This is a genomic window from Flavobacterium poyangense (assembly GCF_011751075.1).
In the GTDB taxonomy this organism is placed as follows: domain Bacteria; phylum Bacteroidota; class Bacteroidia; order Flavobacteriales; family Flavobacteriaceae; genus Flavobacterium; species Flavobacterium poyangense.
In genome coordinates, this window is record NZ_JAALLN010000006.1 from 1 (window position 1) to 26396 (window position 26396).

At 33.7% G+C, this 26396-nt stretch carries 30 protein-coding genes and 1 rRNA gene; 17 read left to right on the plus strand and 14 right to left on the minus strand.

What is annotated here, in order from left to right:
* From rrf to G3A47_RS11800, 10 genes are all read left to right on the plus strand, one after another.
* Positions 1-73, plus strand: a 5S ribosomal RNA gene (gene rrf, locus G3A47_RS24735); the annotation flags it as partial.
* Between the two features lie 383 nt (positions 74-456).
* Entirely contained in the window at positions 457-780 is a 324-nt protein-coding gene (locus G3A47_RS11760; protein ID WP_166922522.1) for a LytR/AlgR family response regulator transcription factor, read from the plus strand.
* Between the two features lie 107 nt (positions 781-887).
* Positions 888-1412 (plus strand): hypothetical protein, encoded by a 525-nt coding sequence (locus tag G3A47_RS11765; protein ID WP_243860432.1) that lies wholly within the window; start codon positions 888-890, stop codon positions 1410-1412.
* 196 nt (positions 1413-1608) lie between these two features.
* A complete protein-coding gene (locus G3A47_RS11770; RefSeq protein WP_166922524.1) occupies positions 1609-1971 on the plus strand; it encodes an S-adenosylmethionine decarboxylase family protein in 363 nt (120 codons plus the stop codon).
* A 3-nt stretch (positions 1972-1974) separates the two neighbouring features.
* Positions 1975-3204: a DUF4178 domain-containing protein gene (locus G3A47_RS11775; RefSeq protein WP_166922526.1), complete on the plus strand. Its 1230-nt coding sequence runs from the start codon at positions 1975-1977 to the stop codon at positions 3202-3204.
* A gap of 5 nt (positions 3205-3209) precedes the next feature.
* Complete coding sequence (locus G3A47_RS11780) at positions 3210-3389, plus strand: hypothetical protein (RefSeq protein ID WP_243860434.1); 180 nt, start codon at positions 3210-3212, stop codon at positions 3387-3389.
* Between the two features lie 11 nt (positions 3390-3400).
* A complete protein-coding gene (locus G3A47_RS11785; protein ID WP_166922528.1) occupies positions 3401-3616 on the plus strand; it encodes a DUF350 domain-containing protein in 216 nt (71 codons plus the stop codon).
* On the plus strand, positions 3609-5129 hold the full coding sequence (locus G3A47_RS11790; protein WP_166922530.1) for a polyamine aminopropyltransferase: 1521 nt from the start codon (positions 3609-3611) through the stop codon (positions 5127-5129). The genes G3A47_RS11785 and G3A47_RS11790 overlap by 8 nt, the downstream gene beginning before the upstream one ends.
* A complete protein-coding gene (locus G3A47_RS11795; protein ID WP_166922532.1) occupies positions 5104-6732 on the plus strand; it encodes an NAD(P)/FAD-dependent oxidoreductase in 1629 nt (542 codons plus the stop codon). Before G3A47_RS11790 ends, G3A47_RS11795 begins: the two co-directional genes overlap by 26 nt.
* Positions 6710-7732, plus strand: a complete 1023-nt coding sequence (locus G3A47_RS11800) for a hypothetical protein (RefSeq protein ID WP_166922534.1) — start codon at positions 6710-6712, stop codon at positions 7730-7732. The genes G3A47_RS11795 and G3A47_RS11800 overlap by 23 nt, the downstream gene beginning before the upstream one ends.
* 132 nt (positions 7733-7864) lie before the next feature.
* On the opposite strand, the gene G3A47_RS11805 is transcribed toward G3A47_RS11800, so the two are convergent.
* The 6 genes from G3A47_RS11805 to G3A47_RS11830 all read right to left on the minus strand — a co-directional run bounded on the left by G3A47_RS11805 (position 7865) and on the right by G3A47_RS11830 (position 13829).
* The gene (locus G3A47_RS11805) at positions 7865-8371 is read right to left on the minus strand and encodes a GNAT family N-acetyltransferase (RefSeq protein ID WP_166922536.1); all 507 of its coding nucleotides are present in this window, start codon (positions 8369-8371) and stop codon (positions 7865-7867) included.
* Positions 8372-8448: 77 nt separating this feature from the next.
* Positions 8449-9411: a nitrilase family protein gene (locus tag G3A47_RS11810; protein ID WP_166922538.1), complete on the minus strand. Its 963-nt coding sequence runs from the start codon at positions 9409-9411 to the stop codon at positions 8449-8451.
* Positions 9412-9755: 344 nt separating this feature from the next.
* Positions 9756-10583 carry a helix-turn-helix domain-containing protein gene (locus G3A47_RS11815; protein WP_166922923.1) on the minus strand — a complete coding sequence of 276 codons (828 nt, stop codon included), beginning with the start codon at positions 10581-10583 and terminating at the stop codon, positions 9756-9758.
* Between the two features lie 403 nt (positions 10584-10986).
* Positions 10987-11718 (minus strand): SGNH/GDSL hydrolase family protein, encoded by a 732-nt coding sequence (locus G3A47_RS11820; RefSeq protein WP_166922540.1) that lies wholly within the window; start codon positions 11716-11718, stop codon positions 10987-10989.
* Between the two features lie 61 nt (positions 11719-11779).
* Complete coding sequence (locus tag G3A47_RS11825) at positions 11780-12562, minus strand: DUF3050 domain-containing protein (RefSeq protein WP_166922541.1); 783 nt, start codon at positions 12560-12562, stop codon at positions 11780-11782.
* Positions 12563-12647: 85 nt separating this feature from the next.
* Complete coding sequence (locus tag G3A47_RS11830) at positions 12648-13829, minus strand: acyl-CoA dehydrogenase family protein (protein ID WP_166922543.1); 1182 nt, start codon at positions 13827-13829, stop codon at positions 12648-12650.
* Positions 13830-13994: 165 nt separating this feature from the next.
* Between G3A47_RS11830 and G3A47_RS11835 the strand changes: the two genes are divergently transcribed.
* Entirely contained in the window at positions 13995-15740 is a 1746-nt protein-coding gene (locus G3A47_RS11835) for a helix-turn-helix domain-containing protein (protein ID WP_166922545.1), read from the plus strand.
* 36 nt (positions 15741-15776) lie between these two features.
* On the opposite strand, the gene G3A47_RS23665 is transcribed toward G3A47_RS11835, so the two are convergent.
* From G3A47_RS23665 to G3A47_RS11855, 4 genes are read right to left on the minus strand one after another with little or no spacing between them, the layout of a single operon-like run.
* Positions 15777-15929, minus strand: coding sequence for an rSAM-modified peptide (locus tag G3A47_RS23665; RefSeq protein ID WP_208328362.1), 153 nt, complete (start codon positions 15927-15929; stop codon positions 15777-15779).
* A gap of 45 nt (positions 15930-15974) precedes the next feature.
* Positions 15975-16118: an rSAM-modified peptide gene (locus G3A47_RS11845; protein ID WP_166922547.1), complete on the minus strand. Its 144-nt coding sequence runs from the start codon at positions 16116-16118 to the stop codon at positions 15975-15977.
* A gap of 52 nt (positions 16119-16170) precedes the next feature.
* Positions 16171-16314, minus strand: coding sequence for an rSAM-modified peptide (locus G3A47_RS11850; protein ID WP_166922549.1), 144 nt, complete (start codon positions 16312-16314; stop codon positions 16171-16173).
* 46 nt (positions 16315-16360) lie between these two features.
* Complete coding sequence (locus G3A47_RS11855; RefSeq protein WP_166922550.1) at positions 16361-16504, minus strand: rSAM-modified peptide; 144 nt, start codon at positions 16502-16504, stop codon at positions 16361-16363.
* Positions 16505-16763: 259 nt separating this feature from the next.
* On the opposite strand from G3A47_RS11855, the gene G3A47_RS11860 reads away from it, so the two are divergent.
* The 5 genes from G3A47_RS11860 to G3A47_RS11880 all read left to right on the plus strand — a co-directional run bounded on the left by G3A47_RS11860 (position 16764) and on the right by G3A47_RS11880 (position 22973).
* Complete coding sequence (locus G3A47_RS11860) at positions 16764-18323, plus strand: vitamin K epoxide reductase family protein (protein WP_166922552.1); 1560 nt, start codon at positions 16764-16766, stop codon at positions 18321-18323.
* Positions 18324-18398: 75 nt separating this feature from the next.
* Positions 18399-18551: a hypothetical protein gene (locus G3A47_RS11865; protein WP_166922554.1), complete on the plus strand. Its 153-nt coding sequence runs from the start codon at positions 18399-18401 to the stop codon at positions 18549-18551.
* A gap of 62 nt (positions 18552-18613) precedes the next feature.
* Positions 18614-18850, plus strand: a complete 237-nt coding sequence (locus G3A47_RS11870) for a hypothetical protein (RefSeq protein ID WP_166922556.1) — start codon at positions 18614-18616, stop codon at positions 18848-18850.
* A gap of 632 nt (positions 18851-19482) precedes the next feature.
* Positions 19483-21675 carry a peptidase domain-containing ABC transporter gene (locus tag G3A47_RS11875; protein WP_166922558.1) on the plus strand — a complete coding sequence of 731 codons (2193 nt, stop codon included), beginning with the start codon at positions 19483-19485 and terminating at the stop codon, positions 21673-21675.
* A gap of 2 nt (positions 21676-21677) precedes the next feature.
* Positions 21678-22973: an HlyD family secretion protein gene (locus G3A47_RS11880; protein ID WP_166922560.1), complete on the plus strand. Its 1296-nt coding sequence runs from the start codon at positions 21678-21680 to the stop codon at positions 22971-22973.
* 174 nt (positions 22974-23147) lie between these two features.
* Here the strand turns inward: G3A47_RS11880 and G3A47_RS11885 are convergent, their stop codons facing one another.
* From G3A47_RS11885 to G3A47_RS11900, 4 genes are all read right to left on the minus strand, one after another.
* A complete protein-coding gene (locus G3A47_RS11885; protein ID WP_166922562.1) occupies positions 23148-23855 on the minus strand; it encodes a tRNA1(Val) (adenine(37)-N6)-methyltransferase in 708 nt (235 codons plus the stop codon).
* A gap of 141 nt (positions 23856-23996) precedes the next feature.
* A complete protein-coding gene (locus tag G3A47_RS11890) occupies positions 23997-24347 on the minus strand; it encodes a four helix bundle protein (RefSeq protein WP_166922564.1) in 351 nt (116 codons plus the stop codon).
* Positions 24348-24542: 195 nt separating this feature from the next.
* The gene (gene rimM, locus G3A47_RS11895) at positions 24543-25067 is read right to left on the minus strand and encodes a ribosome maturation factor RimM (RefSeq protein WP_166922566.1); all 525 of its coding nucleotides are present in this window, start codon (positions 25065-25067) and stop codon (positions 24543-24545) included.
* Positions 25068-25082: 15 nt separating this feature from the next.
* Positions 25083-25637: a 30S ribosomal protein S16 gene (locus tag G3A47_RS11900; RefSeq protein ID WP_166922568.1), complete on the minus strand. Its 555-nt coding sequence runs from the start codon at positions 25635-25637 to the stop codon at positions 25083-25085.
* 194 nt (positions 25638-25831) lie between these two features.
* Between G3A47_RS11900 and G3A47_RS11905 the strand changes: the two genes are divergently transcribed.
* Entirely contained in the window at positions 25832-26308 is a 477-nt protein-coding gene (locus tag G3A47_RS11905; protein WP_166922570.1) for a DUF6252 family protein, read from the plus strand.
* Positions 26309-26396 lie beyond the last annotated feature (88 nt).

Consider the following 26396-nt stretch of genomic DNA (forward strand, 5'->3'; position numbering starts at 1 on the left):
CCCGAACAGAGAAGTTAAGCCCGCCTGCGCAGATGGTACTGCAGTTATGTGGGAGAGTATGTCGTCGCCTTTCTTTTGAAAACCCTGTTCTAACGAACGGGGTTTTTTGTTTTATAACGTTTTTTAAATTCCGCAGAGATTCGCAAAGAAGACACAGAGAGACACAGAGTTTAATCTAAATTTTTGTGAATCTCTGTGTTTGCTTTGTGCAGCTCTGTGTAATCCTTGGGGATCGGGTATTATTTATAAATAAACGGTTCGTATAAAAACTCTTCCTCCTCTTAAAATAGTGTTGTTTGCTTCGAAAAAATCTATCTTCGTTAATTAAGAAGTATCGCTTAACTTTTAGTAAAGAAGAACCAATCTAGAAAAAAAAGTAAAATGGTTAAAAATTAGAGCTTCAATTTTGAGGAGCTTTGGTATTTAATAGAATTTTACGCTAACAATATTGTGGAAATGACAAATACTTTCGCTTTTATAAAAACAGATAAAAAACTGATTAAGATTTGCTTTGATGAAATAACGGTCATAAAAGGCTTAGGTAATTATGTTGAAATATTGACGGTTGAAAACAAAAGACATATTTATTATAAATCATTAAAGGAATTAATTGACAATTTGCCGGACGAATTCATGAGAGTTCATAATTCTTATATCGTAAACTTGACTAACATCGATTCTTTTGAGGATAATCATTTACTGGTAAATGGAATTAGAATTTCTGTTGCGAAAAGTTATCGGGAATGTCTAAGTTCGAGGATTAATACGTTTATGCTTTAACATTCAAATAAAATTTAATACCAGTCACATAAATAATCCGTTCAAGGAAATAAATATTTTTTTTGACATCATCTAAGCGTGTTAATTTGTTCTCAAATCATAAAAAAATGAAAAGAACAATTTTAAAATTAGCAGTATTAATTATGGTGATGCAAAATGTTAATGCACAGAAAACAAAAACATTTCCTTTAAAGGACGATGTTTTAACAATAGATGGTTTGGTAAAAGCTTTCTACGAAGTAGTGTCAGGTGAAGCAGGGGAAAAGAGACAATGGGAAAGAGATTCATCTCTTCACAACCCCAAGGCTATTTATTCTTATTTATCAAATGAAAAAGGGGAATTGAAACAAGTAGCTTTGTCTGTGGAAGAGTTTCATAAAGAAACAGATGATATGGTGCTGAAAACTGCATTTTATGAAACGGAAATTAACAGGGAAGTAAACGTGTTTGGTGCCATTGCAAACGTCTGGAGTACCTATGAAACCCGATTAGAAAAAAACGGAGCTGTTGTAAGACGTGGCATAAATAGTATTCAGCTTTTTTATTCGAATAATAGATGGGAAATTATTTCTGTAGTTTTTGATAAAGAAAGTGAGCATAATAGAATTCCGCAAACTTTTAATGTGAAATAAAATGGAGCAAAGTTATATGTAGGTTAGAGAAATAGGATTCAAAAGGAATTAAGCGCTTAGTACTTTGGGGTTTCATGTAATAACCGAAATGATACTCAAAAATAACTGGTGAGTAATGATTTTGAATCTTATTTTATGTTAATATTATTAAATAAAATAGTATATATTTGCCCACTTTTGTACCTAAATAACTTTAATGGATTTACCTCCTTACTCACCAGGATTGCATAAACTGGTTACGCTACATGTTGATGAAACTCATAAACTAACCGATAGTAAGGGTTTTGTTGATGTTACCAATTTGATTTTGGAGAAATATTTTCTGGAAAAAGTGGGTGTTGTTGTTCATGATTTTGAAAACGACAGTTTTACGATTTCATTCTGTTTAAAAGAATCTCATATTTGTATACATACCTGGCCGGAATACAATCAGTTAACACTTGATGTTTATTTGTGTAATTATCTTCAGGACAATTCACAGAAGGTAAAAGATGTGATGGCAGATTATGTTGCTTATTTTGAAGGAACAATTATAAAAGATTTTGAAATTAACCGTTAGTATATGAAAGTTCCTTGTTACGATTGCAATACTGTCACCGAATTAGAGGTTGGTTTTGAGGTGATTAATTTTGTTTGTCCAAAGTGTCATAGCGTTTATGAAAAAGACGAAGGCGGAGCGTTCAAACGAAAATCAAAACTTAAGGGAGGTAATAATGATTTTGCCTTTACTATTGGAAACAAAGGATCTTTAAAAGGAGTTGAATATACCATTACAGGTATGATGGTAAAAAAAGTAGGTAGGGCTCATTTGTGGAGGGAGTACATCCTGACAAGCGCAAAAAATGAGTTCGTCTATCTTTCTGAAGTAGATGGCCATTGGATATTTTTAAAAGAAATTGAAGATAAATATGATGTTAAGGGACATCCTCGGTCATTAGATTATAAAGAGGATAAATTTAATTTATATGAATATTGTGATGTTGCAATAGAAAAAGCAGAGGGGTTTTTCGATTTTTCGTTGCCCAATACCTGGATTCACATGGTGGAGTATATTAGACCTCCTTTTATGATTTCTATTGAAAAGATGAGTAATGTTGAAACTACTTATTTAGGAGAGTATATCAGTAAAAATGAAATCGCAAAAGGATTTCCTAATGGTATATTAAGATACCAAACGGGTGTAAGTGTTACGCAGCCTTTTTACTTTAATCTGAATAATACAGCCATAATATTTTGTTTTTTTGCTTTATTGATTATTTCTTCGAACTGGTATATTTATAAAGATCAGGCGAAGCAACAGGTGTTTGACAAGGAAATAACTTTTGATCAGTACAATAATAAAGAGCTCATAAGTGACTCGTTTGAGTTAAAAGGAGGTTCGGCGCCGTTGTCTATTTTAGTGGCAACAGAGGTTGATAATTCGTGGGCCAATGTGGATGTCGCTTTGGTTAACGAAAGAACCAATGAAGAAATTCACGCCAATAAAGACATTGAGTATTATTCGGGCTACGAAGATGGAACAAGTTGGACAGAGGGAAATCAGTCTGAAGAATTTAATATTTGCGGGGTAAAAGAAGGAAAATACCATCTTTTGATTACACCTCAGAAAGCCCCGGAAGATGTTCGTAATAATGTGATGAGAATTAAGGTAGTCTGGAACGAACCTTCAAGTCGAAATGTTTGGTTGGTTATTATCTTTATGGTAGTGGTTCTGGCGATCATATGGTATGCCAGGCTAAATTATGAGAAAAGAAGATGGTCCGACAGTAATTATTCTCCTTATAGCGAATAAAAAGTATGAAAAATATATTTGATTTTATAAAGAGTAATGTAGCGGCACTAGTAATAGGGCTGTTTAGTTTTGGTGTTTATTTGTATTTTGCTTATTCGGGAAACCGAATTTGTGATTGCGAAACAACAGAAAGTTACAGCTCATCAGGAAATAGAAGTTCAGTAAATCGTTTTTATCATAAATAAATCTTTAAACTATGGATTTAATACATTATCAACCCATTGTCAATTCGATTCTTTTCTCTTTGTTAGGAATTATTATTTTGTTGGTCGCTTATTTTATAATCGAGAAAATTACTCCGGAGAATACATGGAAAGAAGTAGTAGAGAAAAACAATGTTGCCGTTGCCATTGTGCTAGCCTCATTTATCATTGGAATCTCAATGATTATTAGTGCAGCAATTCATGGGTAAAAAGTTTATTAAGTTTGAATTTTTGCTTCTCTTTGCGGTTTTCATAATCGCAACCTGTGGACTCGTTTATGAACTTGTAGCAGGAACTCTTGCGAGTTATTTGTTGGGCGATTCTGTAAAGCAATTTTCATTTATCATTGGAGTATACCTGTTTTCTATGGGTATAGGCTCCTTTTTTTCTAAGTTTTTCAATAAAAATCTGCTGAATACTTTCGTTGAAATCGAAATACTCGTTGGATTAATTGGAGGACTGAGCTCTGTTGTCTTGTTTTTATTGTTTGAAAGTGTAGCTTCCTTTCAATTCATTTTATACCTGCTTGTTTTTGTAACCGGTTTTTTGGTTGGACTGGAAATTCCGTTACTGATGAACATATTAAAAGACAAAGTCGAGTTTAAAGATCTGGTGTCAAATGTATTTACTTTCGATTATATTGGAGCGTTATTAGCATCCATACTTTTTCCTTTGATTTTAGTCCCGAAGTTAGGTATCATGGGGACTTCATTGTTCTTTGGAATGATTAATATCAGTATTGCTATTGTACTATGTTTTATTCTGAAATCAGAATTAAAAAGAAGCTATTTTTTAAAAGCAAAAGCTATTTTTTCATTTCTATTATTGTTGACAGTTTTTATATTTTCAGAATCTATTTTGTCTTATTCTGAAGGAAAGTTATACGGAGAAAATATAATTTATACCAATTCAACACCCTATCAGCGCATTGTTTTAACGCACAATAAAAGTGATTACAGGCTTTATCTTAACAACAATCTACAGTTTAGTTCTGCCGATGAATACCGTTATCACGAAGCATTGGTGCATCCCGTAATGTCGATTGCTAAAAAAATCGATCGCGTCTTGGTTTTGGGCGGAGGAGACGGTTTGGCGGTAAGGGAAATTTTAAAATATAAGGATGTAAAAGCAATTACTCTGGTCGATTTAGATCAGGGGATGACGAAGTTGTTTAAAACCAATAAAGTTTTGACCGATTTTAATCAAAATTCATTAAACAACTCAAAAGTTACCGTAATCAATACCGATGCCTATATTTGGGCAAAAAGTTGTAAAGTAAAATATGATGTCGTAATTATCGATTTTCCGGACCCTTCAAATTACAGTTTAGGGAAATTGTATTCTTTAAATTTTTATCAAACAATTCAAAATATTATTCAGCCAGATGCAGCAGTCGTGGTACAAACAACGTCGCCTTATTTTGCCCCAAAATCTTTTTGGTGTATCAATAAAACGGTGATGGCTGTTTTCCCTCAGGTCGATGCCTATCATGCTTATGTACCTTCTTTTGGAGAATGGGGATTCACCATTGCCATAAATGGTTTTAATACCACTTTTAATACGGTGAACAGAAAAGTGTCCGGATTGAAATTTTACAATTATCAGTTTGATCGATTCAATTATTTTACCGGAGATATGATTTCAAATGAAATAGAGATTAATCGTTTAGACAACCAAATTTTAGTACGCTATTTTGATGAAGAATGGGGAAAGTTACAGTAGTTCCAGAAGAAGCTTTGTAAAAGGAATTACGGCCTCATTGCTTCTTGTTCCGTTTTTGCAGTTTTGTACCGATAAAATAGCTGTTTTAATGATTCGTTTGTCAGGTACAAAACATCTTTTGGGACACCGCTTATGGATCAAAGATTTTCCGGAACCTGTTTCTCAGATACAAACTTCCTATCTTATTGTTGGAGGTGGAATTTCGGGCTTAAGCGCTGCACGTCAACTAACAAAAAGAGGTATTTCCGATTTTGTGTTGGTGGAGATGGAAGGACATCTAGGAGGAAATTCTTCAAACGGAGAAAACCAATATTCCAAGTATCCTCTTGGGGCTCATTATCTGCCTTTGCCTAATTTTCAGGATAAAGAATTATTGAATTTTTTGGAAGAAGAAAAAATAATCCTGAGTTATGATACAAAAGGCTTTCCTGTTTTTGATGAATTGCAGCTCACTTTTGCGCCCGACGAAAGATTGTTTTATAAAAACAGTTGGCAGGAAGGTGTAGTTCCGAAAGAAGGAAATTCTAAGGCAGAAGAGGAAGAATTAGTAGCCTTTTTTAAGCTAATGGATACTTTTAGAGCCGGAAAAGGACAAGATGGAAAATACCTGTTTGATATTCCGCTTTATCTTTCTTCTACTGATGAAAATTCGAGAAGTTTAGACAAAATAACGATGAAAGAATGGTTTGTGAAAAACAATTTCACATCGGAACCTTTATTCAATTATATCGACTATTGTTGCAAAGACGATTTTGGTTTGGGAATCGAATATGTTTCTGCTTGGGCAGGAATTCATTATTTTGCCGGAAGAAAGCAGGATGTTACATCAGATAAAATAGAAAGTGTTTTAACATGGCCTGAAGGAAATGCCAGATTAACAAGTCATTTAAAGAGATATTCAAAAGACAAAGCACTTAAAAATCATTTGGTTTACGAACTCAAAATCGAGAATAATAAAGTAATTGCGAAAACATTTGATGACCATAAAAAAACGACTGTTGCTATTGTTGCCGATAAAGTCATTATGGCAACACCTCAATTTGTAAATCAATATATTCTAAAAGAGAGAAAGCAGTATGCAAAAGAGTTTCATTATGCGCCCTGGCTTTTGGCAACTCTTGTTGTTTCGGATTTGGGAGATAATTTTAGTTTTCCGTTGTCTTGGGATAATGTCATTTATGGAGCAAAAGGCTTGGGATATGTATACGATCAGCATCAGTCTTTAAATCAGGTACAATCTAAAAAAGTGATTACGTATTATTACAGTTTTTCGGGCCCTGATCTCAAAAAGACCAGAAAAGAAATTCATAAAAAGAAAACGGACTATTGGAAACAAATGGTTTTTGACGATTTAAAGATGGCGCATCCGGATATCGAAAGTGTAACCGAAGAAATGAATGTTTTTGTGTTAGGCCACGGAATGATTAGTCCGGTTCCGGGTTTTATCTTTGGAGAAGCTAAAAAACAAGCATCAAAAAGTATTGAAAATCGAGTGTATTTTGCGCACACTGATTTATCGGGGATTTCTATTTTTGAAGAAGCCTTCCATCAGGGGGTTAATGTTGTAAATCAGATTCTAGATGAGACAACCCTGGATTCATAAATCTAAAACAGATTTCTTTTTTATAATTGGTCCATCCTTTTTTGTGCTGGCTGTCATTTTCCTGTTTCAGGATTTTATAAGCAAGATCGAGGAGCAATATTCATTTTATACTTGGCTTTTTTTAATTGTTTTTATAGATGTTGCACATGTTTATGCGACTTTATTTAAAACCTATTTTGTGAAAAATGAGTTTGAAAAGAGGAAAAAACTCCTGACAATTTTACCTCTAATCTGTTTCTTTATAGGTTTTGTTTTGTATGCTTTTGGTGCAATTGTATTTTGGTCTTTTCTGGCTTATGTTGCTGTTTATCATTTTGTCAGACAGCAATATGGTTTTATGCGACTGTATGCCCGAAATGAGAACAAAACAAAAATGTCGGTTTGTATAGACAATCTGGCCATTTATGCGTCAACCGGATACCCAATGTTGTATTGGTTTTTGTCGTCCCCAAGAAAATTTAATTGGTTTGTGGAGAATGAATTTTTCCATTTTCATAATCAACAGGTTTTGACAATTGCATTTTGGATCTACCTTACGATTTTAATGGTATATCTGATTTATACTTTGTACAAATCATTAAGAAACAGCTTCTTTAATATACCTAAAAACAGCATTATTTTAGGGACTGCGCTTTCTTGGTATTTTGGGATTGTGTATTTTAATAATGACTTAATTTTTACATTGTTGAATGTTATTTCTCACGGCATCCCTTACATGGCGCTGGTTTATTTTAGAGAAATAGAGAATAAAACAGCTGTTGAGTTGGGAATGTTGCGGTATTTAAAAAAGTACAAAGGTATTTTTTGCTATGCCTTAATTTTAGTGTGTATAGCTTTTGCAGAAGAATTTCTTTGGGAAGTTTTTGTGTGGAATGAAAATATCTCTTTTGAAGCAACTAGTTTTTCAGGATGGGAATTTTTGGCAGTACCTTTATTGAGTGTCCCGCAGTTTACGCACTACATTCTGGATGGATTTATATGGAAATCGAATAAGGGGTAATAGAGTATCGAATTTGTTTTATAAAATTGGAGATTACAAACAATAAGTTCAAATAGGATTTGAAAATTATACTAAAAACCCTTGTAAAAATATTCTACAAGGGTTTTTTTACTATTCTGTAAAACCGAATTATTAAAGTTTAATCTCAAATAAACTAAAAGAACCTTCTTTATAATGTTCCGGTAATTCCGATGTCCATTCGATCGTACTGATTCCTTTATAATTAAAACCGCAACTGGTGTAATATTTATTTATTCTTTCATTTCCGCTGTGGGTGTCAAGTCTGATATAGGTTTTGTCATTTTGAGCAGCATATATTTTGACCCATTCTATGATCTTTTTGACATAAGAACGTCCTCGGAATTTTGGATTCGTAGCAATACGATGTATATATACTGCAGGATCTGCAGCGGCTTCTTTCCAGATGATTAAGTCATTAAAAGTTAAAACAAATGTACAGGCAATTTCACTCTCTTCTTTGATTATAAAATGTCGCCCCTCTTTGATTTCGGTTTCTATCAGTGATTTTTCAAAGCCTCTCCAACTCTTTATGTTAACTGTTTTTTGATAAGATGTAGCCTGATTATAGATATCGAAAACGGTATCGATATCTTTGTGCGTTGTATTAAGAAATTCCATTTATTGTATTTATGCGGTAAATTGATCTATACCAAAGATAAAATTTTGAGAAGGGAAAGGTTTTAAAATTTTTGATTTTAACTTTTTTTAATTTCTGCAGTAAGCCACACTACATTTTGTTCCGATTGATGATCCTGACCAATGATAGCTCGATATAAATCGGGTCTTCGGGCTTTTATGTATCGATTTCCTCCTGCCTGAAGACATTTTTCAGGAGTAAGTAGTGCGGTTGTAAAAGAATTTTCAAAAGAGCGACATTCGGCAATGATATCACCGAAAGGATCAATGATCATCGAACAGCCATTTTTCAACTGATCATCATCCATGCCAATGGGATTTGAGAAAACAGCATATATAGCATTGTCATAGGCTCTTGCCGGTAGCCATTTCATTAACCAGTCACGACCTTTCATTCCATCAAATTCTATTCGTAAAGAAGTTGGGTCGATTTCGCGGTTTTTCCAAAGTTCTGGTGCGACAAAACCTGCTCCGGGCCTTGTAGAAGGAGTGCACATGGTCACATGTGGCATAAAAATAATCTGAGCTCCCAGTAGTGCTGTTGCGCGTACATTTTCGATAATGTTATTGTCATAACAAATTAAGATGCCGCACTTCCATCCCTTGATTTCGAAAATGCAATATTGGTCTCCGGGAGTGAGATACGGGTTTATAAAAGGATGCAGTTTGCGGTATTTGGCAACTAAACCATTTTTATCAACGCAAACATAAGCTTTGAATAAATTATCATTTTGGTCTTTCTCAAAAAGTCCCGCAAGGATTATAATATCGTGAGTTTTGGCTATTTCGATAAGTTTTAGAATGCTTTCCCCAGTTGGGATAATTTCTGCAATATCCAGCATTTGTTCTTTCGATAAATGTCTGGCAAAAGTATAACCGGTTATGGAGCATTCATGAAAGGCAATGGCATCACAGCCTTCTTCGGAAGCTTTTTGCGAAAGTTCTTCAATTACGGATAAGTTGTAATTTTTGTCACCGCTTTTATTTTCAAACTGAGCAGTAGCTATTTTTAAATTTTTCATTTGATGGACTATTAAGAATAGACCAAAAGTAGGAGTAGAGGTAATTTAGAAATTGTATAAAACCGACATTTAAAACTGGCCACTAATTGCGCAGATTTTCACGAATTGTTATTTTTTTAACTAAGAAACAATCCATTTAATTCTTTAAATCTGTGGAAAAAAAAGTAGCCACAGATTGCACTGATTGAAAGGATTTTTTTGATTCAACAAGTACGATTCAATAATGGAGTTCAAAGCAATCCATTTAATCCTTTAAATCTATGGCAAAAAAGTGGCCACAGATTTCACTGATTTAAAGGATTTTTTTCTGGTTCAATAGCACTATTCAACAATCGAATTTGGGTTTAAAGAATGTTTTTTGGAAAAGTTTCGATAAAATTGTTGGTCAGTTTTCCGGTGTTGCGTAGATATTCTTTTGGTGTCATTCCTGTGTGCTTTTTAAACGCTTTTATGAGGTGTGATTGATCAGAAAATCCCGTTTCATAAGAGATTGATGTAAGCGAGGTATTCTCGGGTTTGTTTTTAAGAAGTTTTAGAAAATGATGCAGTTTTATAATATTGCCAAATTTTTTAGGATTTAGCCCCACACCTTCCGTGAATTTTCTTTCAATATGTCTTTCCGTATAACCGGTGTAAGCTACTAATTGGTTTAGAGAAAACTGTCCTTTGTTTTTGATGATAAAATCTAAGGAAGCTTCTGTTATCACTTGGTTTGTCTTTGGTTTTTTCTCCTGAATTGTTTTGAAAAACCGATTCAAGAGCTGTAGACGATCTGGAATTGTTAGTTGTTCCGCTAATTTTTCTTCAAGCTCTGTACCTATTTGACCAAAGATAGTATCAATAGTGACGATGGCATCTCGAAACTCACCACTGTCAACTCCTAACAGCTGGTTTATGCCATTAGGTTGAAAAACGACAATTATAATCAACATTTCACTACCGGAATAGACATCTTTAAAATTATTTAGTTGTCCATATAAGAACGAAGCAGGGAGATGATTTTGTGCTTCATAGTTACTTAATCCGGATATAAGTCTGCTTTTTAGAGAGAAGACCATACCGGTATTACCATCAGAGAAAAAGCGAAGTTTCTGAGTGATATCACCTTTATTTTCTAAAAAAAGGTAATGTTTTATATAGGTTGATAATTCTTTTGAAGGTAAAACTTGCATAGTATAAAGTAGTTTCAACTTGTCCTTTTAGTAGTAAGAGGTAAAATTAAGCTTATTTTTTGAGATTTTATTTTTACCGTAGATGTTAAATATAGATATTTTTTTTAAAGGTAATATTTGTCTTAATCAGTTATTTTAATGTCTTTTACGGATCATCTGTTTCTTTGGGGATTTTAATTTTACAGAATAAATTTATGTTATGAGTGATCAGGATAAAATGGAAATTATACGTGACAATAGAGTTTCAAGACTTTTGTGGTTTGCGCTTGGTGCAATTTCATATTTTGTGATTAGTTTATTGCTGTGAAAAAAACGTCTAAAGACTTAGCAGGGAGCAAAATAACTGATATACAGAGTTATTCTATTGTACTGTTTGTCATTTAGATGGTATTTTGCTGAAATCTCACTTCTGAAGCGTTATTATTGCTTTAGGTAACATTCTGTCAACGAATAATTTATAAGCGCTCTCCGATGGATGTAGGCCGTCTGAGGCGACTAAAGCGGGGTTGTCTAGTCCTTGTCTTGTAATATCTGTTACTGAAACAAATACAATATCGTTGTTTTTGCAATAATTCTCCGCAAAATTATTGTATTGGTTTATTTCCAGACTTATTTTTTCGCTTTGGTCTCCCATTAATCTTTGACCAAAAGGAGTGTAAGCATAATCCGGAATCGAAAGAACAATCACATTTTTTTTATTGCCTTTGGCCAAAGTGATTGCCTTGCTGATTAATTCTGGAAAATCTTTTTCATAGATCGAAAAATTTCTTCCCTGGTATTGATTGTTAACACCAATTAGTAAAGTTACCAGATCATAATTTGATTCGGGATTCTCTGTGTTTATTGCCGAAATTAGATTAGAAGTTGTCCATCCGGTCGTAGCAATTATTTTTAATGAAAAGCTGGTTTGCGGATAAATTGCTTTGAGGCTTGTTTTAAGCTGTTCGGGATACCTGCAGGTTTCACAGACACTTTGGCCAATTGTATAACTGTCTCCTAGGGCTAAGTACCGTATTGAACTTGCAATTGGTATTGGGTGGGTAGTGCCCGTTTCTGATAATGTCTCATCAGAAGTGCAGCTCATCAGGAAAATAGAAAGTAAAACGATAACTATTTGTTTGAACATTGTTGTCATGATTTATCTCAATTAAGATCATTCTAAACAAATAGTTACGTTAAATAGGTGGTTTTGGTTTTTACACCATTTCTGCTTTCATTATGATTTCTTCTTCAATAGCATTCCAAAGACCGATTCTTTTTTCTAATGCCAAAATAGAAATTTCTTCAACATCTTTCCACTTCTGTGCGTCATCACCACATAAATCTGTGATCATTTGCATGGCCATTGGTCCATGTTCATCAGCATCAAGTTCGATATGTCTTTCAAAATAATAAAGCAGTTTATTTAAATTGACTTCCGGTAAGTTCTTTTGGAAATTTTTTAGAATTTCGGTAAACATACTCGGAATTAAATCTTCTCTTCCAAAGGTAAAGGCAGCAGCAATTTCATGCGGTTTTCCTTGTTCAATAACTCTGAAGGTAAAATCAAGAAAGGCTTTTACATCAATAGGTAAAGCACTTTGTTTGATACTGACAAAGATGTTATGAAGTGAATTTACGTCAGCTAAAAAGGTATTTATTCCGCTTGTATCAGCTCCACAGTCTTCCATGGCTTCCAGATACATTTCGTAATGGCTTTGTCTTCTTCCGTCAAGCGTTAAATCGGTTTCTTCCGCCAGAACAATTTCGTTGATTAAATATCTCGTTTCCGGATTTTTTGTTGCAAACCAAGGTGTTGTCGTACAGGTAAGTTTTGTTTGTAGTGCTTTTAGCAATGACATAAAATCCCAAACCGCAAAAACATGGTTTTCAAGAAAACTATGCAAATCATCGATATTTTGAATTTTATTGTATAAAGAATGTTGTAATAATTTGTCTTTTTGGGGTTGAATGCTATTGTTTATAGTTTCAATATTCATTGTTCTAAATTTTGGTACAAAGATAAAAAGCTTCTTGGTAAGAAGAAGCTTTTAATATTGATTTTGTGTATATTTTAATAGTTATTTACGATTTAAATGCTGGAATTCCAGTTACATCCATACCTGTAATAAGTAAATGAATGTCATGTGTTCCTTCGTAAGTAATAACGCTTTCCAGGTTCATCATATGACGCATAATTGAATATTCGCCCGTGATTCCCATTCCGCCTAACATTTGTCTGGCCTCACGTGCAATATGAATTGCCATGTCTACATTGTTTCTTTTTGCCATCGAAATCTGAGAGGTTGTTGCCTTTCCTTCATTTCTCAAAACACCCAAACGCCAGGTCAATAATTGCGCTTTCGTGATTTCGGTAATCATTTCGGCTAATTTCTTTTGCTGTAATTGTGTTCCTGCAATTGGTTTTCCAAACTGAATTCTTTCTTTTGCATAACGCAAAGCCGTATCGTAACAATCCATCGCAGCTCCGATAGCTCCCCAGGCAATTCCGTATCGGGCAGAATCTAAACATCCAAGAGGTGCGCCTAGACCTGATTTATTTGGTAAAAGATTTTCTTTTGGAACTTTTACGTTATCAAAAATTAATTCACCTGTTGATGATGCACGAAGTGACCATTTATTATGAGTTTCAGGAGTAGAAAAACCTTGCATACCACGTTCTACGATTAAACCGTGAATTCTTCCTTCTTCATTTTTAGCCCAAACTACAGCAATATCTGCAAAAGGGGCGTTTGAAATCCACATTTTGGCACCGTTCAAAAGATAATGATCTCCCATATCTTTAAAATTGGTAATCATACTTCCTGGATCCGAACCATGATCCGGTTCTGTTAAACCGAAGCAGCCAATAAATTCACCGGTAGCCAATTTTGGAAGGTATTTTACTCTTTGCTCTTCGTTACCATATTTCCAGATTGGATACATAACCAAAGAGGATTGTACCGAAGAAGTCGATCGTACACCGGAATCACCGCGTTCGATTTCTTGCATAATCAACCCATAAGAAATCTGGTCTAATCCTGCTCCGCCATATTCTACCGGAATGTACGGACCAAAACCACCAATTTCTCCAAGACCTTTGATAATCTGTTTAGGAAATTCTGCTTTTTGAGCGTATTCTTCTATAATAGGAGAAACTTCTCTTTTTACCCATGCTCGTGCTGAGTCGCGAACCAATTTGTGTTCGTCTGTCAATAAATCGTCAAGATTGTAATAATCCGGGGCCTGAAATAAGTCTGGTTTCATTTTTAGTTAGTTTTACAAAACAAATTTACGTAATATAAATATAACAAAATACAGTTAATTTGTTATATTTCTATATCATTGAATAAAAAAAAATAAGAATAAGAGAAACTAATACTAGTTTATTGGTTATTTATAAACTAATTTTGAGTTTCAAATATAATTTAAATGAGGCTGATCATCTCTTTTTTACTTCTTTTTGTTCTAAATGTCACTTTTGCTCAGCAAAAGAAAGAATTAACGGAACAGGAATATTTACTCTTGCAGGATAAAATACGGATAAGCGGGAATACAGATAGAGACCTGGCTATTACGTATGCCTCTGAGATGCTCAAATCCAATAATGACAAACATTTGGCTTTCGCAAATGGTGCATTGGCCTATTTATATCAATTAAAATCAGAAACGGCAAAATCAAAAGAAAAATACATACTGGCATTTAATTATTTGAATAAAATGCCGGAGTCAAGAGATAAAACACAGCTTAAATCGTATCTCTATAATTATGGTGGTTTGATTGAATGGAAAAGAGGAAATTTTGGTGAAGCTCTTGAAAACTATCAGACGGGGATAAAACTTTCGATACAATTAGGCGATATCATTCAGATTGTAAAGTTTAAAAGTAATATTGCTATTATTAATGAAGAAGTTGGTAATTACCAGTTGGCTATAAAAAATTTGAGACATCTTAATGATTTTATAGACAAAAATCAAAGTTATTATTCCAAAGAACAATACAATATTATAAAGAGTAATAATAATATCCATTTGGCAGGATCTTATGAAGGCTGGTATATGAAAAATCGTACACAGCTATCTTTGTTGGATTCTGCGGCATACTTCTACAAAAAAACAGTTTCTTTTTCTCATGATTTTCCAATTAATAATATTAATGCGAAGATAAGTCTGGGGAATGTTTATTACATGAAGAATGATTTTAAGAATGCTGAAAAGACATACTACGATATTATATTCTTTTCTAAACAGAATAATTTCAAATCAGAATTTAAAGTAGCCAATTACAATTTAGGTAATTTATATTATGAAGTGAAAAAATATGATAAAGCATTGGTCTTTTTCAAAAAAGTAGATTCGGTCTGTTTGATAGACAATTCAAAAGATGAAAGCTTTTTAAAGTCAAATTATTATCAGGCAAAAATCTACAATATATATAAGGAACCGGAATTGGCCTTTAAATATTCAAAAATCTATCTGGACAATTATGAAAAAACAGAGGCCAAACTAAATAATGAAGCCTTAGAAGTGAATTATAAATTGGGCGTTGGAGATTTGAGTGAGGAGATGGTCACCATTCAGAAAAAGTATGAATTTGAAGTTTTCTTCAACAAAGCATTAAAGGTATTTTATGTTTTACTTGTAGTTGGAATTGTCTTTTTGCTTGTAAAAAATATAAGGGATAAGAATAAGGCGCATAAGAAAATGAATGCACTTATTGAAGAATTTAAAGCCAATCTGGAGAAAAAAGAGAAGCTCGAAACGCAGACAGTATTGCTTGAACAGGAAGAGGATCCGCTTACTAAGAAGGAAAATGTTAATCTGAGTATCGATGAGGATAAAGAGAATAAAATTGTCGAAAAACTTCTGGCCTTAGAAAACAAGCTGGAATATCTAAATGCAGATTTTACATTGTCTTATGTGGCCAAAAAAATAAAAACAAATACCACTTATTTGTCCTATATAGTAAACAAACGATTTGGTAAATCTTTTGGAGAGTATTCTAATGAACTTAAAATTAATTATGTAATTAATCAAATGATTACAAATCACATGTATCGAAAGTACTCTACTCAGGCTATTGCAGAAAGTGTAGGATTTAAGAATGCAGTCTCTTTTGCCAAATCATTTCGCAAAAGAACTGGAGTATCTCCAGCTCAGTTTGCGAATAATATTTAATGAAGAAATTGTATTTAACAATACAGTTTTAGGGAGCTACCCGTTACCACCTGTACCGCCAGTATGTCCTGTGCCTCTTATCGGGTCTTTTCCATCTACCCAGTCATCTCCGCCTCGGACCGTTTTTTGTTGATTTACAGGTAATTTTTCTGTTCCAAAGTCTTCAAAGTTAAATGTTCTAATTTTCATGGTTTTCTAAATTATTGGTTTGTTTGAGTTAAGTTTTTATAGCTTTTATCCGTTTCCTCCAGTATTTCCACCACCTCTTATCGGATCTTTTCCGTCACCCGGGCCATCTCCGCCACGAACTGTTTTTTGCTCTTTTTTAGACAATTTCTCTGTTCTAAAATCTTCGAATTTTAATTTTTTAGTTTTCATGATGTTGTAAATTATGATTTATATTTTAAGTATCAATATTTTATATTAAATTTTATCCATTTCCTCCGGTATTTCCACCGCCTCTTATCGGGTCTTTTCCATCTATCGGCGCATCTCCGCCGTGAACCATTTTTTGTTGTTTTTTGGATAATTTTTCTGCTTCAAAATCTTCGAATTTTACTATTTTAGTTTTCATGATTTGAGTATTTAGAATTCACAATAATTATATTTTTAGGATTTTTTTATCCGTTCCCACCGGTATTTCCACCACCCCGAATTGGGTCTTTGTCTTCCTCCAGAGGACATCCTCCAAGTACTTTTTTTTGTTGATTTTTAGGTAATTTTTCTACTTGAAAATCTTCGATTGTTGTGTTTTTTTTTGTCATGTTTTAATGTGTTATGGATTATCTTTTTCAAAACTAGACAAAAAGCAAAACCCTTAATCGAGAATGGGCTTTTTGAGATTTTTCGAAGATGTAATTTGGTTTAAAATGCTGTATTTCAAATAGTTGACCAATGTATTCAGACTGGTATAATTTATAAATTGTATGTGCTATAATTAATAAAAAGTATATACATAGGCATTTTTTCTCAATAAAAACCGCAATATTTGCATCGTAGTTATGAATTAAACGGCACAAAAAGATGTTAAAACTGGTTCAGAAATTTCTTCTAATAAACAAGTACTCGGAGGTGAAAAATGAGTTCAAAGATTTGTTTCTTTCTCATCCAAATTATCCAAGCTTGTTTGCGATAACAGATTCGTTGGATTTGTTGTCTGTGGAGAATGCTGCCGTAAGAGTTTCGAAAGAACAAATAGAAAATTTACCGTCTAATTTTCTGGCCTATTTTAAAGAGGAACTTATTTTGGTTGAAAGAGCAAAAGAGTTTGTTCGTATCAATACAATTAAAAAAGGAAGTCAGAAAATATCCTACGATAATTTTCTGTTAGATTGGAATGGAGTTATTGTGGCCATAGAGCCAAATAATGTAGTGGGAAGAGAAAGTTTCAGAGACGAGTACAAAACTTTGAAATATTATGTTCCGTTATTTCTTTTGGTTGGGTTGTCATTTTTTTACAATGCATATAATTTATTCAGCAGCATATTTTTAATAACATCGCTTTTAGGATTAATTGTAAGTGTTTTTATAGTACAGGAAAAATTAGGCATTAAAAGTAGCATTATTTCAAAATTTTGTAATCTAACGCCAAATACTTCTTGTAACTCTGTTCTTAATTTTGATGGTTCAGGTAGAAAATGGGTTAGTTTCTCAGATTTGCCTTTGATGTTTTTTGGTGCAAGCTTTTTAGCCATTTTGATTGAGCCTTCCAATTCATCAATTTTTATTGGATTTTTAAGTTTATTGGCTATTCCGGTGGTAGTAACCTCGGTTTGGATACAGAAATTTGAGATTCAAAAATGGTGTGTGATGTGTTTGGGAGTATCATTTCTGATTTTAGTACAAAGTATTATTTGGTTCGCATCAGATTTTTTTACGCTAAGCTTTAGTGTTGATAGTATTTTTCCTTTTGTGTTCTCATTGATTTTTTTAGCAGCATTTTGGACGGCTTTAAAACCAATTATCAAAAACATGCTAAATGTTGATACGGACTTGAAGGAGTTGAAAAAATTTAAAAGAAATTTTTCGCTATTAAATTTTTTATCGCAAAAAGTACCTTATACAGCAGATTTTGAAGATTTAAGAGGATTGAATTTTGGAAATAGAAATGCAGCAATAAAATTGTCGATTATAATAAGTCCAAGTTGCGGGCATTGTCATAAATCATTTCAGGAAGCATTTGATCTGGTTCTAAGATTTCCGGAGAAAATATTTTTAAATGTATTGTTTAATGTTAATCCTGAAAATGTTGATAATCCATATAAAATTGTTGTGGAAAGATTGTTAACGATTAACAGAGCTACACCCGGAAAAACGGTGGAGGCCATTTCAGACTGGCATATTAAAAAAATGGGACTCAAAAAGTGGTTGAAAAAATGGAATGCTGAGCCTGTTGGATTAATAATAAATCAGGAAATACAAAAACAATACGATTGGTGTTCTAAGAATAATTTTAATTATACACCGGTTAAGATTGTAAACGAAAAAATATTTCCTAATGAATATGAATTAAACGAACTCAAGTATTTTTTAAATGATTTTGTGGAAGAGAAAGAAATTGAAGTTTTAGAGAAAATAGCCTAAGACAAAAAATCAGTTAAAAAAGAGATTCAAGATTCTTAAAATGATTTTAAACATTAACTAAAAAACCAAATAATCATGTTAAAAAACATTTTGAAATTAGAAGGAGCTCAAGAGCTTACTAAAAAGGAGAAAAAAAGCATCCAAGGTGGGTTAGCTTGTGATCAGGATGGAAGATGTCCTAAAGGTTCTTATTGTGATTATGATTCGTCTCTTTGTAAACGTGTCTAGTTACTAAAAGTAATCTTTAGTATTTTTTAAAATCACAATAGTAACCTAATTAAAACCTAAGTATGTTAAAAAAAATTTTAAATCTTGAAGGTTCGCAAAAATTGCAAGCCACTGAGTTAAAAAGTATTATGGGCGGACTGCCGGTTCAGCCTGCGAATTGCAAATGTTTTTGCTATTCTGGTGGACAACAGGTAAATGCTTATTGTTTCTCTTATTGTCCGGACGGATCAATTCCGGGATTATCACCAGGAAGTACAGGAAACTGTAAATTCCCGAATAATCCGAAACCAGAATTATAGAATACGTTCATCTCTTTAAATTGTTTAAAGAAAATTTTAGAATTGTAAAGTTACTTGGAAAATTAGAATGACAGGTTAAAAAAACAAGGAAGGAGGAATTCCGGACTGTTGTGTTCCTGTTGTAGGTTTTCTAAGTTTTTGAAAATATTGAATTGAAAGCCTTATTTAAAATTTAGTCATGTTTTTTTTGAATTTGTAGGCGCCCGATCGTGGAACATTGGGCAAACATCCCCACATTGATGATTGGTGTTGGGATTCTCAGGAAAATTGGTCACTGAGTTGGTTTTATTTGGTTAGAGCTAACCGGTGCCATCTCCTAGAGAAATTGATGTTGACTCTCATTGAAGTTAGAAACTTTTTGTTAAGAGCAGCATTTCTTTAAAGTATGGAAAAAATATAGGACCTAAAAGTCTGAAAGAAGTTCAAATATTGAAGAAGTAAGGTAACAAGTTGTATAAGTGCGGAACTTTATTTTAATTGAAATATGGGACAAATATGTTACGAAATGACAATTGTAGAAAGATCATTTATTGTAATATAAATATAACAGTTTTGAATAATTTTAACAGAGAGGAAGTATTTTCCTCTCTGTTTTTTTTAAATAATGTAGATTTGTATAAATCAAAAGTAAATTGAAAAAATTCGCCAATTATAAACAAGCTGATTTTAAGGATTGTGGCCCCACATGTTTAAAGATTATTGCAAAGCACTACGGCAAGACAATCCATATTCAGGAGTTGAGGGATCATAGTGAAACAACTCGTGAAGGGAGCAATTTGCTTTTTTTAAGCGATGCAGCTGAGAAAATTGGTTTTAGGACTTTAGGCGTTAAGTTAAGTCCCGAGCGGTTAGAAGAAGCACCGTTACCTTGCGTTTTGCACTGGAATCGGAATCACTATGTTGTACTTTATAAAATAAAAAAAGATACTTATTATATATCAGATCCGGGTTTTGGTTTGATCGAATACAATAAAGAAGACTTTATTAAATTCTGGATCGGAAATAATGCCGATGAATCAACTCAGGAGGGAATTGCCTTGTTGATTGAAGCAACCCCAAAATTCTTTCAGACCGATTTCGACAAAGAAGATAATAAAGGCATCGGATTCGGATTGTTATCTCAGTATGTTTTAAGATATAAAACCTTTTTAGTTCAGTTAAGCATAGGGTTATTGGCCAGTAGTTTGCTGCAATTAATTTTTCCTTTTTTAACCCAGAGTATAGTCGATATCGGTATACAAAATCAGAACATTAATTTTATTTATCTGATTCTGTTTGCGCAATTGTTTCTTTTTGCCGGAAGGACAGGTTTAGAACTCATTCGAAGCTGGATATTACTGCATCTTTCAACGCGAATAAACATTTCGCTCATCTCTGATTTCTTTATTAAATTAATGAATCTGCCCATTTCGTTTTTTGATGTGCGAATGACGGGGGATATTATGCAACGTATAAATGATCACCGTAGAATTGAGCGTATTTTGACCACATCTTCATTAAACGTTTTATTCTCTGTAATCAATATGTTTGTGATGGGAGGCGTTTTGGCTTATTTTAATCTCAAGATATTTCTTGTGTTTTTTGCAGGAAGCGTTCTCTATTTTGCGTGGATAACATTGTTTTTAAAACGAAGAGAAGTTTTAGATTACAAGCGTTTTGCAGAGATTTCTCAAGAGCAAAGCAAAGTGATGGAACTTATCAACGGCATGCAGGAGATTAAGCTCCACAATGCCGAAAAACAAAAGCGCTGGGGCTGGGAATACGTACAGGCAAGATTATTCAGAGTTTCGATAAAAGGACTAGTTTTAGAGCAAACACAAACCATTGGTTCCTCAGTGATCAACGAATTAAAGAATATTTTTATCATTTTTTTATCGGCCAAATTAGTTATTGACGGTTCCATTACACTGGGTATGATGCTGGCAATAAGCTCCATTGTAGGGAGTTTAAATGGGCCAATCACGCAACTTATAGAGTTTGTTCGGGAGCTTCAGGATGCTAAAATTTCATTGGCAAGACTATCTGAAATTCATGAAAAGGAAGATGAAACACAGCAAGAAGTACATCAAACCAGCGAAGTTCCTTTTGACGCTGATATCGAGATAAAAAACCTGTCCTATCGTTATTTAGGATCTGATACACCTGTGTTAGATGATTTAAGCCTGATAATTCCTGCTAATAAAGTTACCGCAATTGTTGGTGTGAGCGGAAGTGGAAAAACAACGCTAATGAAATTATTGCTTAAATTTTATGAACCGGAAAAAGGAGAGATCCATATTGGTCCTACACAATTAAAAAATGTGTCGCAAAAAGCATGGAGGGCAAATATTGGTGCTGTTATGCAGGAAGGTTTTATTTTTAGCGACACTATTGCCAATAATATTGCTATTGGTGTTGATAAAGTAAATAAAGAACGATTGGTTTATGCAGCTGATGTAGCAAATATAAAGGAATACGTTAGTGGTTTGCCGCTGGGTTTTAATACCAAAATTGGTTCTGAGGGACTAGGAATGAGCACAGGTCAGAAACAACGATTGCTTATTGCCAGAGCTGTGTATAAAAATCCGGAGATCTTGTTTTTTGATGAAGCCACTTCGGCTTTAGATGCCAATAATGAAAAGGAAATTATGAGAAAATTAGATATTTTCTTCAAAGATAAAACGGTAGTTGTAATTGCGCATCGTTTGAGTACGGTAATGAATGCAGATCAAATCGTGGTTTTAGACAAAGGACGCATTATAGAAATAGGAAGTCATTCGGCTTTAGTGGAACAAAAAGGGAATTATTTTGAATTGGTCAGGAATCAATTACAATTAGGAAACTAATCATGGCAGAAGATAATAGTACATTCGAATTAAGAAGTGAAGAAGTTCAGGACATACTTACCAAAGTGCCACATTGGATGATACGTTGGGGAACAGTACTGATTTTTACCATAATTGTAATGCTGTTTTTTGTTTCCTGGTTTATTAAATATCCGGATGTTGTCAATACCGAAATTGTAATTACAACGAATATTCCGCCCGAGAAAATAGTTTCTAAAACTTCCGGGCGAATAGAAGCGATATTAGTTAAAGATAAAGCGATAATACAGAAAAACACGACTTTGGCAGTTATTGAAAACACAGCCAATTACAAAGATGTTTTTTTATTGAAAGGGATTGTTGATGGTTACAATATTAATGATTCTAAAAAAGATTTTCCTTTTGCATTGTTGAAAAATACACAATTAGGTGAGATTGAAAGTGCTTATGCCGTTTTTCAAAAAGACTATCAGGCACAGGAATTAAATGAAAATTTACAACCTTTTGAAGTAGAAAATAGAGCGCAAACATCAGAAAATATTCAAATAAAAGAACGGCTGGATATTTTGCAGCAGCAAAAAGCAATCAATGAAAGTGAGTTGCAGCTTCAGAAGAATGAAGTAGCGCGTTTTGAAACATTGTTTAATAAAGGAATAGTCTCCACTCAGGAAATGGAAGCTAAAAAATTAAATTATCTTCAGGCGCAAAAGAATTACAGAAGTCTATTGTCTTCGATTTCGCAATTGAGATCTTCATTAATTGATAATAGAAAATCAAGCCAAAGTTCACATATTAACAGCACTAAAGAGGAAGTTAATTTAGGACGGAATATGGCGCAGTCTTTTTATCTGCTCAAAAAGGTAATAAAAGATTGGGAGCTTAGCTATACGCTGAAATCCTCCGTTAGTGGTGTTGTTACTTTTTTGCAGGTTTGGACAGAAAATCAAACGATTAATATGGGGGACAATGTTTTTTCGATAATTCCGGATGAAAGAAATGGTTTTGTCGGAAAAGTAAAAGCGCCTGCTTTAAACTCCGGAAAAATAAAGATAGGTCAAAGAGTAAATATAAGATTGTCTAATTTTCCGGATAGGGAATTTGGAGTATTATATGGTAAAATTCAGAACATTTCGCTGGTTCCGGATAAAGATGGAAATTTATTACTGGATGTTGCTTTGCCAAACGGATTAAAAACCTCTTATAAAAAGAAGATCCCGTTTCAGCAAGAAATGAAAGGAAGTGCCGAAATCGTGACAGAAGATTTACGATTATTGGAAAGAATTTTATATCAGTTCAAAAGTATTTTTGAGCAGGTCTAATTAAAGAAAAAGTGGAGCTGCTCTCAAAAATCAGTCTCACAGATAAACTGATTAGTTCAATTTTAGATTTTTGGCCAAGTCTTATTTTGGTTTTTAGTTTGGAAAGCTACTAAAAACTTTTGCTTACTGCGTTAGAAAGGTAGCAAATTAGAATGGCAAATTTGTAAAGACTATTTACATCTTCAGATAAAAATCCTGCGTCAGTGCAATATATTCAGGTGTGTAGATATGTCTTTCGATTTCGATTGTTAGTTCGTCGATTTCAATTTCGGGATTTTCATTTCGGCTAAAAGCCATTAAACTACGCTTAATGCTTGAAGTCGGAGTTCCTTTTACACGCGTGATTTTTGTGGGATATAGTTCTGATTCCTTTGCCAGAGCAATAAAACGACCTTCTTCTTTATAGGGAAGGATAACGGCAAATATTCCATTTTCAGAAAGCAATAAATCGGCAGCCTCAATTAATTCTTCAAAGGGCATAGCATCTTGAAAACGAGCTAAATCGCGTTGTTCATTCTCGGTTTTGTAATCTTCAGAATAAAAAGGAGGATTTGAAACAATTAAATCATACTCATCTTCCGGTTCTTCTATAAATTCATCTAAACCGGCATGAAAGCAAAACAGACGGTCTCCCCATGGAGAATTTTCGAAATTTTCTACGGCTTGTTCGTAGGCATCTTCATCAATTTCCAAAGCGTCTATTTGCTCCGCAGCTGTGCGTTGCGCAAGCATGAGAGCGATAATTCCGGTCCCGGCGCCAACATCTAAAATACTAAACGGATTATGAGTTATGGGAGCCCATGCGCCTAATAAAACACCATCGGTTCCTACTTTCATAGCGGTTTTGTCTTGTTGAATAGCGAATTGTTTGAATGTAAACATAGTTTTAATAAAATTCCAAGATTTTTTAAATTCCAAATTCCAACTTATAATCCTGAGCGAAGGACAAATTCCAAAATTAATGGGGATGCGAAATTTATAATGTGATTTTTTTTGCAAAAGTAAGGCTAAAATCTTGATTAATCAGTGTGTAGTTTTGGTAATTATTGTTGATAAAATCTTCCACAGTTGTTCTATTTCAAGTAAAAGAGATTCAGAAAATGTTTGTTCCTCGGGATTTAGATCATGTAGCAAACACAACCAGTATTTGGATTCTTTAGCTTCTTTTCGGGCTACTTTAAGTCTAAAGACTAAATCTCTATCGCTAAGTTTTTCATTAGCTTCAATATAGTTTGCTCCAACAGAACCGGAAGAGCGTATTAATTGTTTCCCATCTTCAATATTGGATATCGTTTTGGGTAAAATCTTAATGTAGTGACGACATTCCTTAGCAAACAAAAAGGTCCTCTCTTCTAAATCATAAGGTTTATCCATATTCAAAGTAAGTTAAATAGATGGAATTAAGATTTTTCTTTCAAATCAAAAAATAACCACAAATAAATATTTGGAACTTGTCTTTCGGCTTCGCTCAGGATGACAAGTTGGAATTTGTCCTTCGGCTTCGCTCGGGATGACAAGTTGGAATTTGTCCTTCGGCTTCGCTCAGGATGACAGATATGGGATTTTACTCTACATGTACATCTCAACCAATCCTTCCGGAAGGTTCATGATGATTTTTTTATTTTCGCGATCTACTTTTACTAAGAAATGATCGATCATAGGAATCAGCATTTCGACTTCACCATTTAAAACTTCAAAAAGTGGTTGTGCAGTGCTATCGTTTACAGCAGCTATTTTTCCGAAAACGCCCAAACGCTGGTCTTCTATTTCGAAACCGATAACTTCGTGAAAATAAAATTTGTTACCGGAAAGTTTTGGTAACATTGATAATGGAAGGTAAATAGCGTTGCCAAGAAGAGCATCAGCTTCTTCTTCTGTATTTACATCTTCAAAACGAATTCTAAGAAAATCGTTTTTGTGTAAGGAGCTTTTTTCAATAAAAAAAGGAACCAAGTGTTTGTTGCATTCAACAAACACTGATTCCAGATTTTCGTATAACTCAGGTTCGTCTGTGTCTAGATAAGCCAAGACTTCTCCTTTGAAACTAAATTTTTTAGCGATCTTACCTAAATAAAAACATTCTTCTTTACGCATTCCCGCTAACTAAAATTATGCTTCAGTTGTTTCGTTATTCTCTTCAGCAGCAGGAGCTTCTTCAGTTGCAGCAACTTCTTCTTCAACTGCAGGAGTCGCAGCAGCAATAGCATCAGCTTCAGCCTGAGCTGCAGCAGCTAAACGCTTAGCGTTAACTTCTTGTTCTGCTTTAAGAGCTTTAGCTTTAACATCAGCTTGTGCTTTTGTTAAACCATCTTTCTTAGCATTAACTTTTCCAGATTTAGCTTCCAACCAAGCAGCTAACTTAGCATCAGCTTGCTCTTGAGTTAAAGCACCTTTACGAATACCTCCATCAAGGTGGTGTTTCAATAAAGCCCCTTTGTAAGAAAGGATAGCTCTGGCAGTATCAGTTGGTTGTGCACCATTGTGTAACCATTTAACTGCACTATCAAGGTTTAAGTCGATAGTTGCTGGGTTTGTGTTTGGATTGTAAGTACCGATTTTCTCTAAGTATTTACCATCTCTTTTTGAGCGTGCATCTGCAGCTACAACCCAGTAAAAAGGTTTTCCTTTTTTACCGTGTCTTTGTAATCTAATTTTTACTGACATAATCGTATGATTAAATTTTGAGGTACTCGACCTCTGTTAATTAAGGGCGCAAAGATATAATTTTTTTCTGAATTGTACGTTCAAAACTATATTAAATGTCTTCAAGCTGAATTATTCTTAAAGTTTTGTTGTTTTTGAGGCTCTGTTTTAGCTATTTCTTTTAAATCAAATACTTTTGCATTAAATTATTCTGTATGAAAAAATATTTTTATTTTCTTTCATTACTTTTAGTACTCACCTCTTGCACAGAAGAGATAAAGTTCAATAATCCCGCATTTCAAACTTTAAAAGATAATGTTTTCTGGAGAGCTCAGAGTTATAGTGCGCATATCGGAACAAATGGGAGAGTGGTTATTGAAGGGACATTGGGTTTTGAAAAAGTAAGCCTGCAAACAGCTTCTACAGCCGAAAAAACATATTTTCTGGGCGTTGATGATATTTCAAAAGCATCCTATTTTAATACACTCCCGGCAGAATTAGCCGAATTTTCTACAGGAACTAATCTTGGAGACGGGCAGATTGTGGTTACCGATTTTAATACTGAAACGAACACTATTTCAGGGACTTTCAAATTTAATGCAGTCAATTTAAAAGAAGGTAATACCGATAAATCAGAGGTTCATTTTACAGAAGGAGTCTTTTACAAAGTTCCGCTCGAAGCGGCCAAATAAGGCGTTGATTATAATTTGATTTCTCATTGATTGATTTCTTTCGAAATTTATTTTTTTAAATCAAAATAAAAGCATAAATAAACTAATA

What these genes read in the sequence shown, in the direction of transcription:
- G3A47_RS11785 (WP_166922528.1), top strand. Translation starts at nt 3,401, where the DNA reads ATGGATTTAATACATTATCAACCCATTGTCAATTCGATTCTTTTCTCT.
- G3A47_RS11810 (WP_166922538.1), bottom strand. Translation starts at nt 9,411, where the DNA reads ATGAAAAATTTAAAAATAGCTACTGCTCAGTTTGAAAATAAAAGCGGT.
- G3A47_RS11780 (WP_243860434.1), top strand. Translation starts at nt 3,210, where the DNA reads ATGAAAAATATATTTGATTTTATAAAGAGTAATGTAGCGGCACTAGTA.
- G3A47_RS11865 (WP_166922554.1), top strand. Translation starts at nt 18,399, where the DNA reads ATGTTAAAAAACATTTTGAAATTAGAAGGAGCTCAAGAGCTTACTAAA.
- G3A47_RS11880 (WP_166922560.1), top strand. Translation starts at nt 21,678, where the DNA reads ATGGCAGAAGATAATAGTACATTCGAATTAAGAAGTGAAGAAGTTCAG.
- G3A47_RS11860 (WP_166922552.1), top strand. Translation starts at nt 16,764, where the DNA reads ATGTTAAAACTGGTTCAGAAATTTCTTCTAATAAACAAGTACTCGGAG.
- rimM (WP_166922566.1), bottom strand. Translation starts at nt 25,067, where the DNA reads ATGCGTAAAGAAGAATGTTTTTATTTAGGTAAGATCGCTAAAAAATTT.
- G3A47_RS11795 (WP_166922532.1), top strand. Translation starts at nt 5,104, where the DNA reads ATGAAGAATGGGGAAAGTTACAGTAGTTCCAGAAGAAGCTTTGTAAAA.
- G3A47_RS11825 (WP_166922541.1), bottom strand. Translation starts at nt 12,562, where the DNA reads ATGAATATTGAAACTATAAACAATAGCATTCAACCCCAAAAAGACAAA.
- G3A47_RS11900 (WP_166922568.1), bottom strand. Translation starts at nt 25,637, where the DNA reads ATGTCAGTAAAAATTAGATTACAAAGACACGGTAAAAAAGGAAAACCT.
- G3A47_RS11760 (WP_166922522.1), top strand. Translation starts at nt 457, where the DNA reads ATGACAAATACTTTCGCTTTTATAAAAACAGATAAAAAACTGATTAAG.
- G3A47_RS23665 (WP_208328362.1), bottom strand. Translation starts at nt 15,929, where the DNA reads ATGAAAATTAGAACATTTAACTTTGAAGACTTTGGAACAGAAAAATTA.
- G3A47_RS11905 (WP_166922570.1), top strand. Translation starts at nt 25,832, where the DNA reads ATGAAAAAATATTTTTATTTTCTTTCATTACTTTTAGTACTCACCTCT.
- G3A47_RS11800 (WP_166922534.1), top strand. Translation starts at nt 6,710, where the DNA reads ATGAGACAACCCTGGATTCATAAATCTAAAACAGATTTCTTTTTTATA.
- G3A47_RS11830 (WP_166922543.1), bottom strand. Translation starts at nt 13,829, where the DNA reads ATGAAACCAGACTTATTTCAGGCCCCGGATTATTACAATCTTGACGAT.
- G3A47_RS11790 (WP_166922530.1), top strand. Translation starts at nt 3,609, where the DNA reads ATGGGTAAAAAGTTTATTAAGTTTGAATTTTTGCTTCTCTTTGCGGTT.
- G3A47_RS11855 (WP_166922550.1), bottom strand. Translation starts at nt 16,504, where the DNA reads ATGACAAAAAAAAACACAACAATCGAAGATTTTCAAGTAGAAAAATTA.
- G3A47_RS11770 (WP_166922524.1), top strand. Translation starts at nt 1,609, where the DNA reads ATGGATTTACCTCCTTACTCACCAGGATTGCATAAACTGGTTACGCTA.
- G3A47_RS11815 (WP_166922923.1), bottom strand. Translation starts at nt 10,583, where the DNA reads ATGCAAGTTTTACCTTCAAAAGAATTATCAACCTATATAAAACATTAC.
- G3A47_RS11765 (WP_243860432.1), top strand. Translation starts at nt 888, where the DNA reads ATGAAAAGAACAATTTTAAAATTAGCAGTATTAATTATGGTGATGCAA.
- G3A47_RS11890 (WP_166922564.1), bottom strand. Translation starts at nt 24,347, where the DNA reads ATGGATAAACCTTATGATTTAGAAGAGAGGACCTTTTTGTTTGCTAAG.
- G3A47_RS11885 (WP_166922562.1), bottom strand. Translation starts at nt 23,855, where the DNA reads ATGTTTACATTCAAACAATTCGCTATTCAACAAGACAAAACCGCTATG.
- G3A47_RS11775 (WP_166922526.1), top strand. Translation starts at nt 1,975, where the DNA reads ATGAAAGTTCCTTGTTACGATTGCAATACTGTCACCGAATTAGAGGTT.
- G3A47_RS11805 (WP_166922536.1), bottom strand. Translation starts at nt 8,371, where the DNA reads ATGGAATTTCTTAATACAACGCACAAAGATATCGATACCGTTTTCGAT.
- G3A47_RS11850 (WP_166922549.1), bottom strand. Translation starts at nt 16,314, where the DNA reads ATGAAAACTAAAATAGTAAAATTCGAAGATTTTGAAGCAGAAAAATTA.
- G3A47_RS11870 (WP_166922556.1), top strand. Translation starts at nt 18,614, where the DNA reads ATGTTAAAAAAAATTTTAAATCTTGAAGGTTCGCAAAAATTGCAAGCC.
- G3A47_RS11845 (WP_166922547.1), bottom strand. Translation starts at nt 16,118, where the DNA reads ATGAAAACTAAAAAATTAAAATTCGAAGATTTTAGAACAGAGAAATTG.
- G3A47_RS11820 (WP_166922540.1), bottom strand. Translation starts at nt 11,718, where the DNA reads ATGACAACAATGTTCAAACAAATAGTTATCGTTTTACTTTCTATTTTC.
- G3A47_RS11835 (WP_166922545.1), top strand. Translation starts at nt 13,995, where the DNA reads ATGAGGCTGATCATCTCTTTTTTACTTCTTTTTGTTCTAAATGTCACT.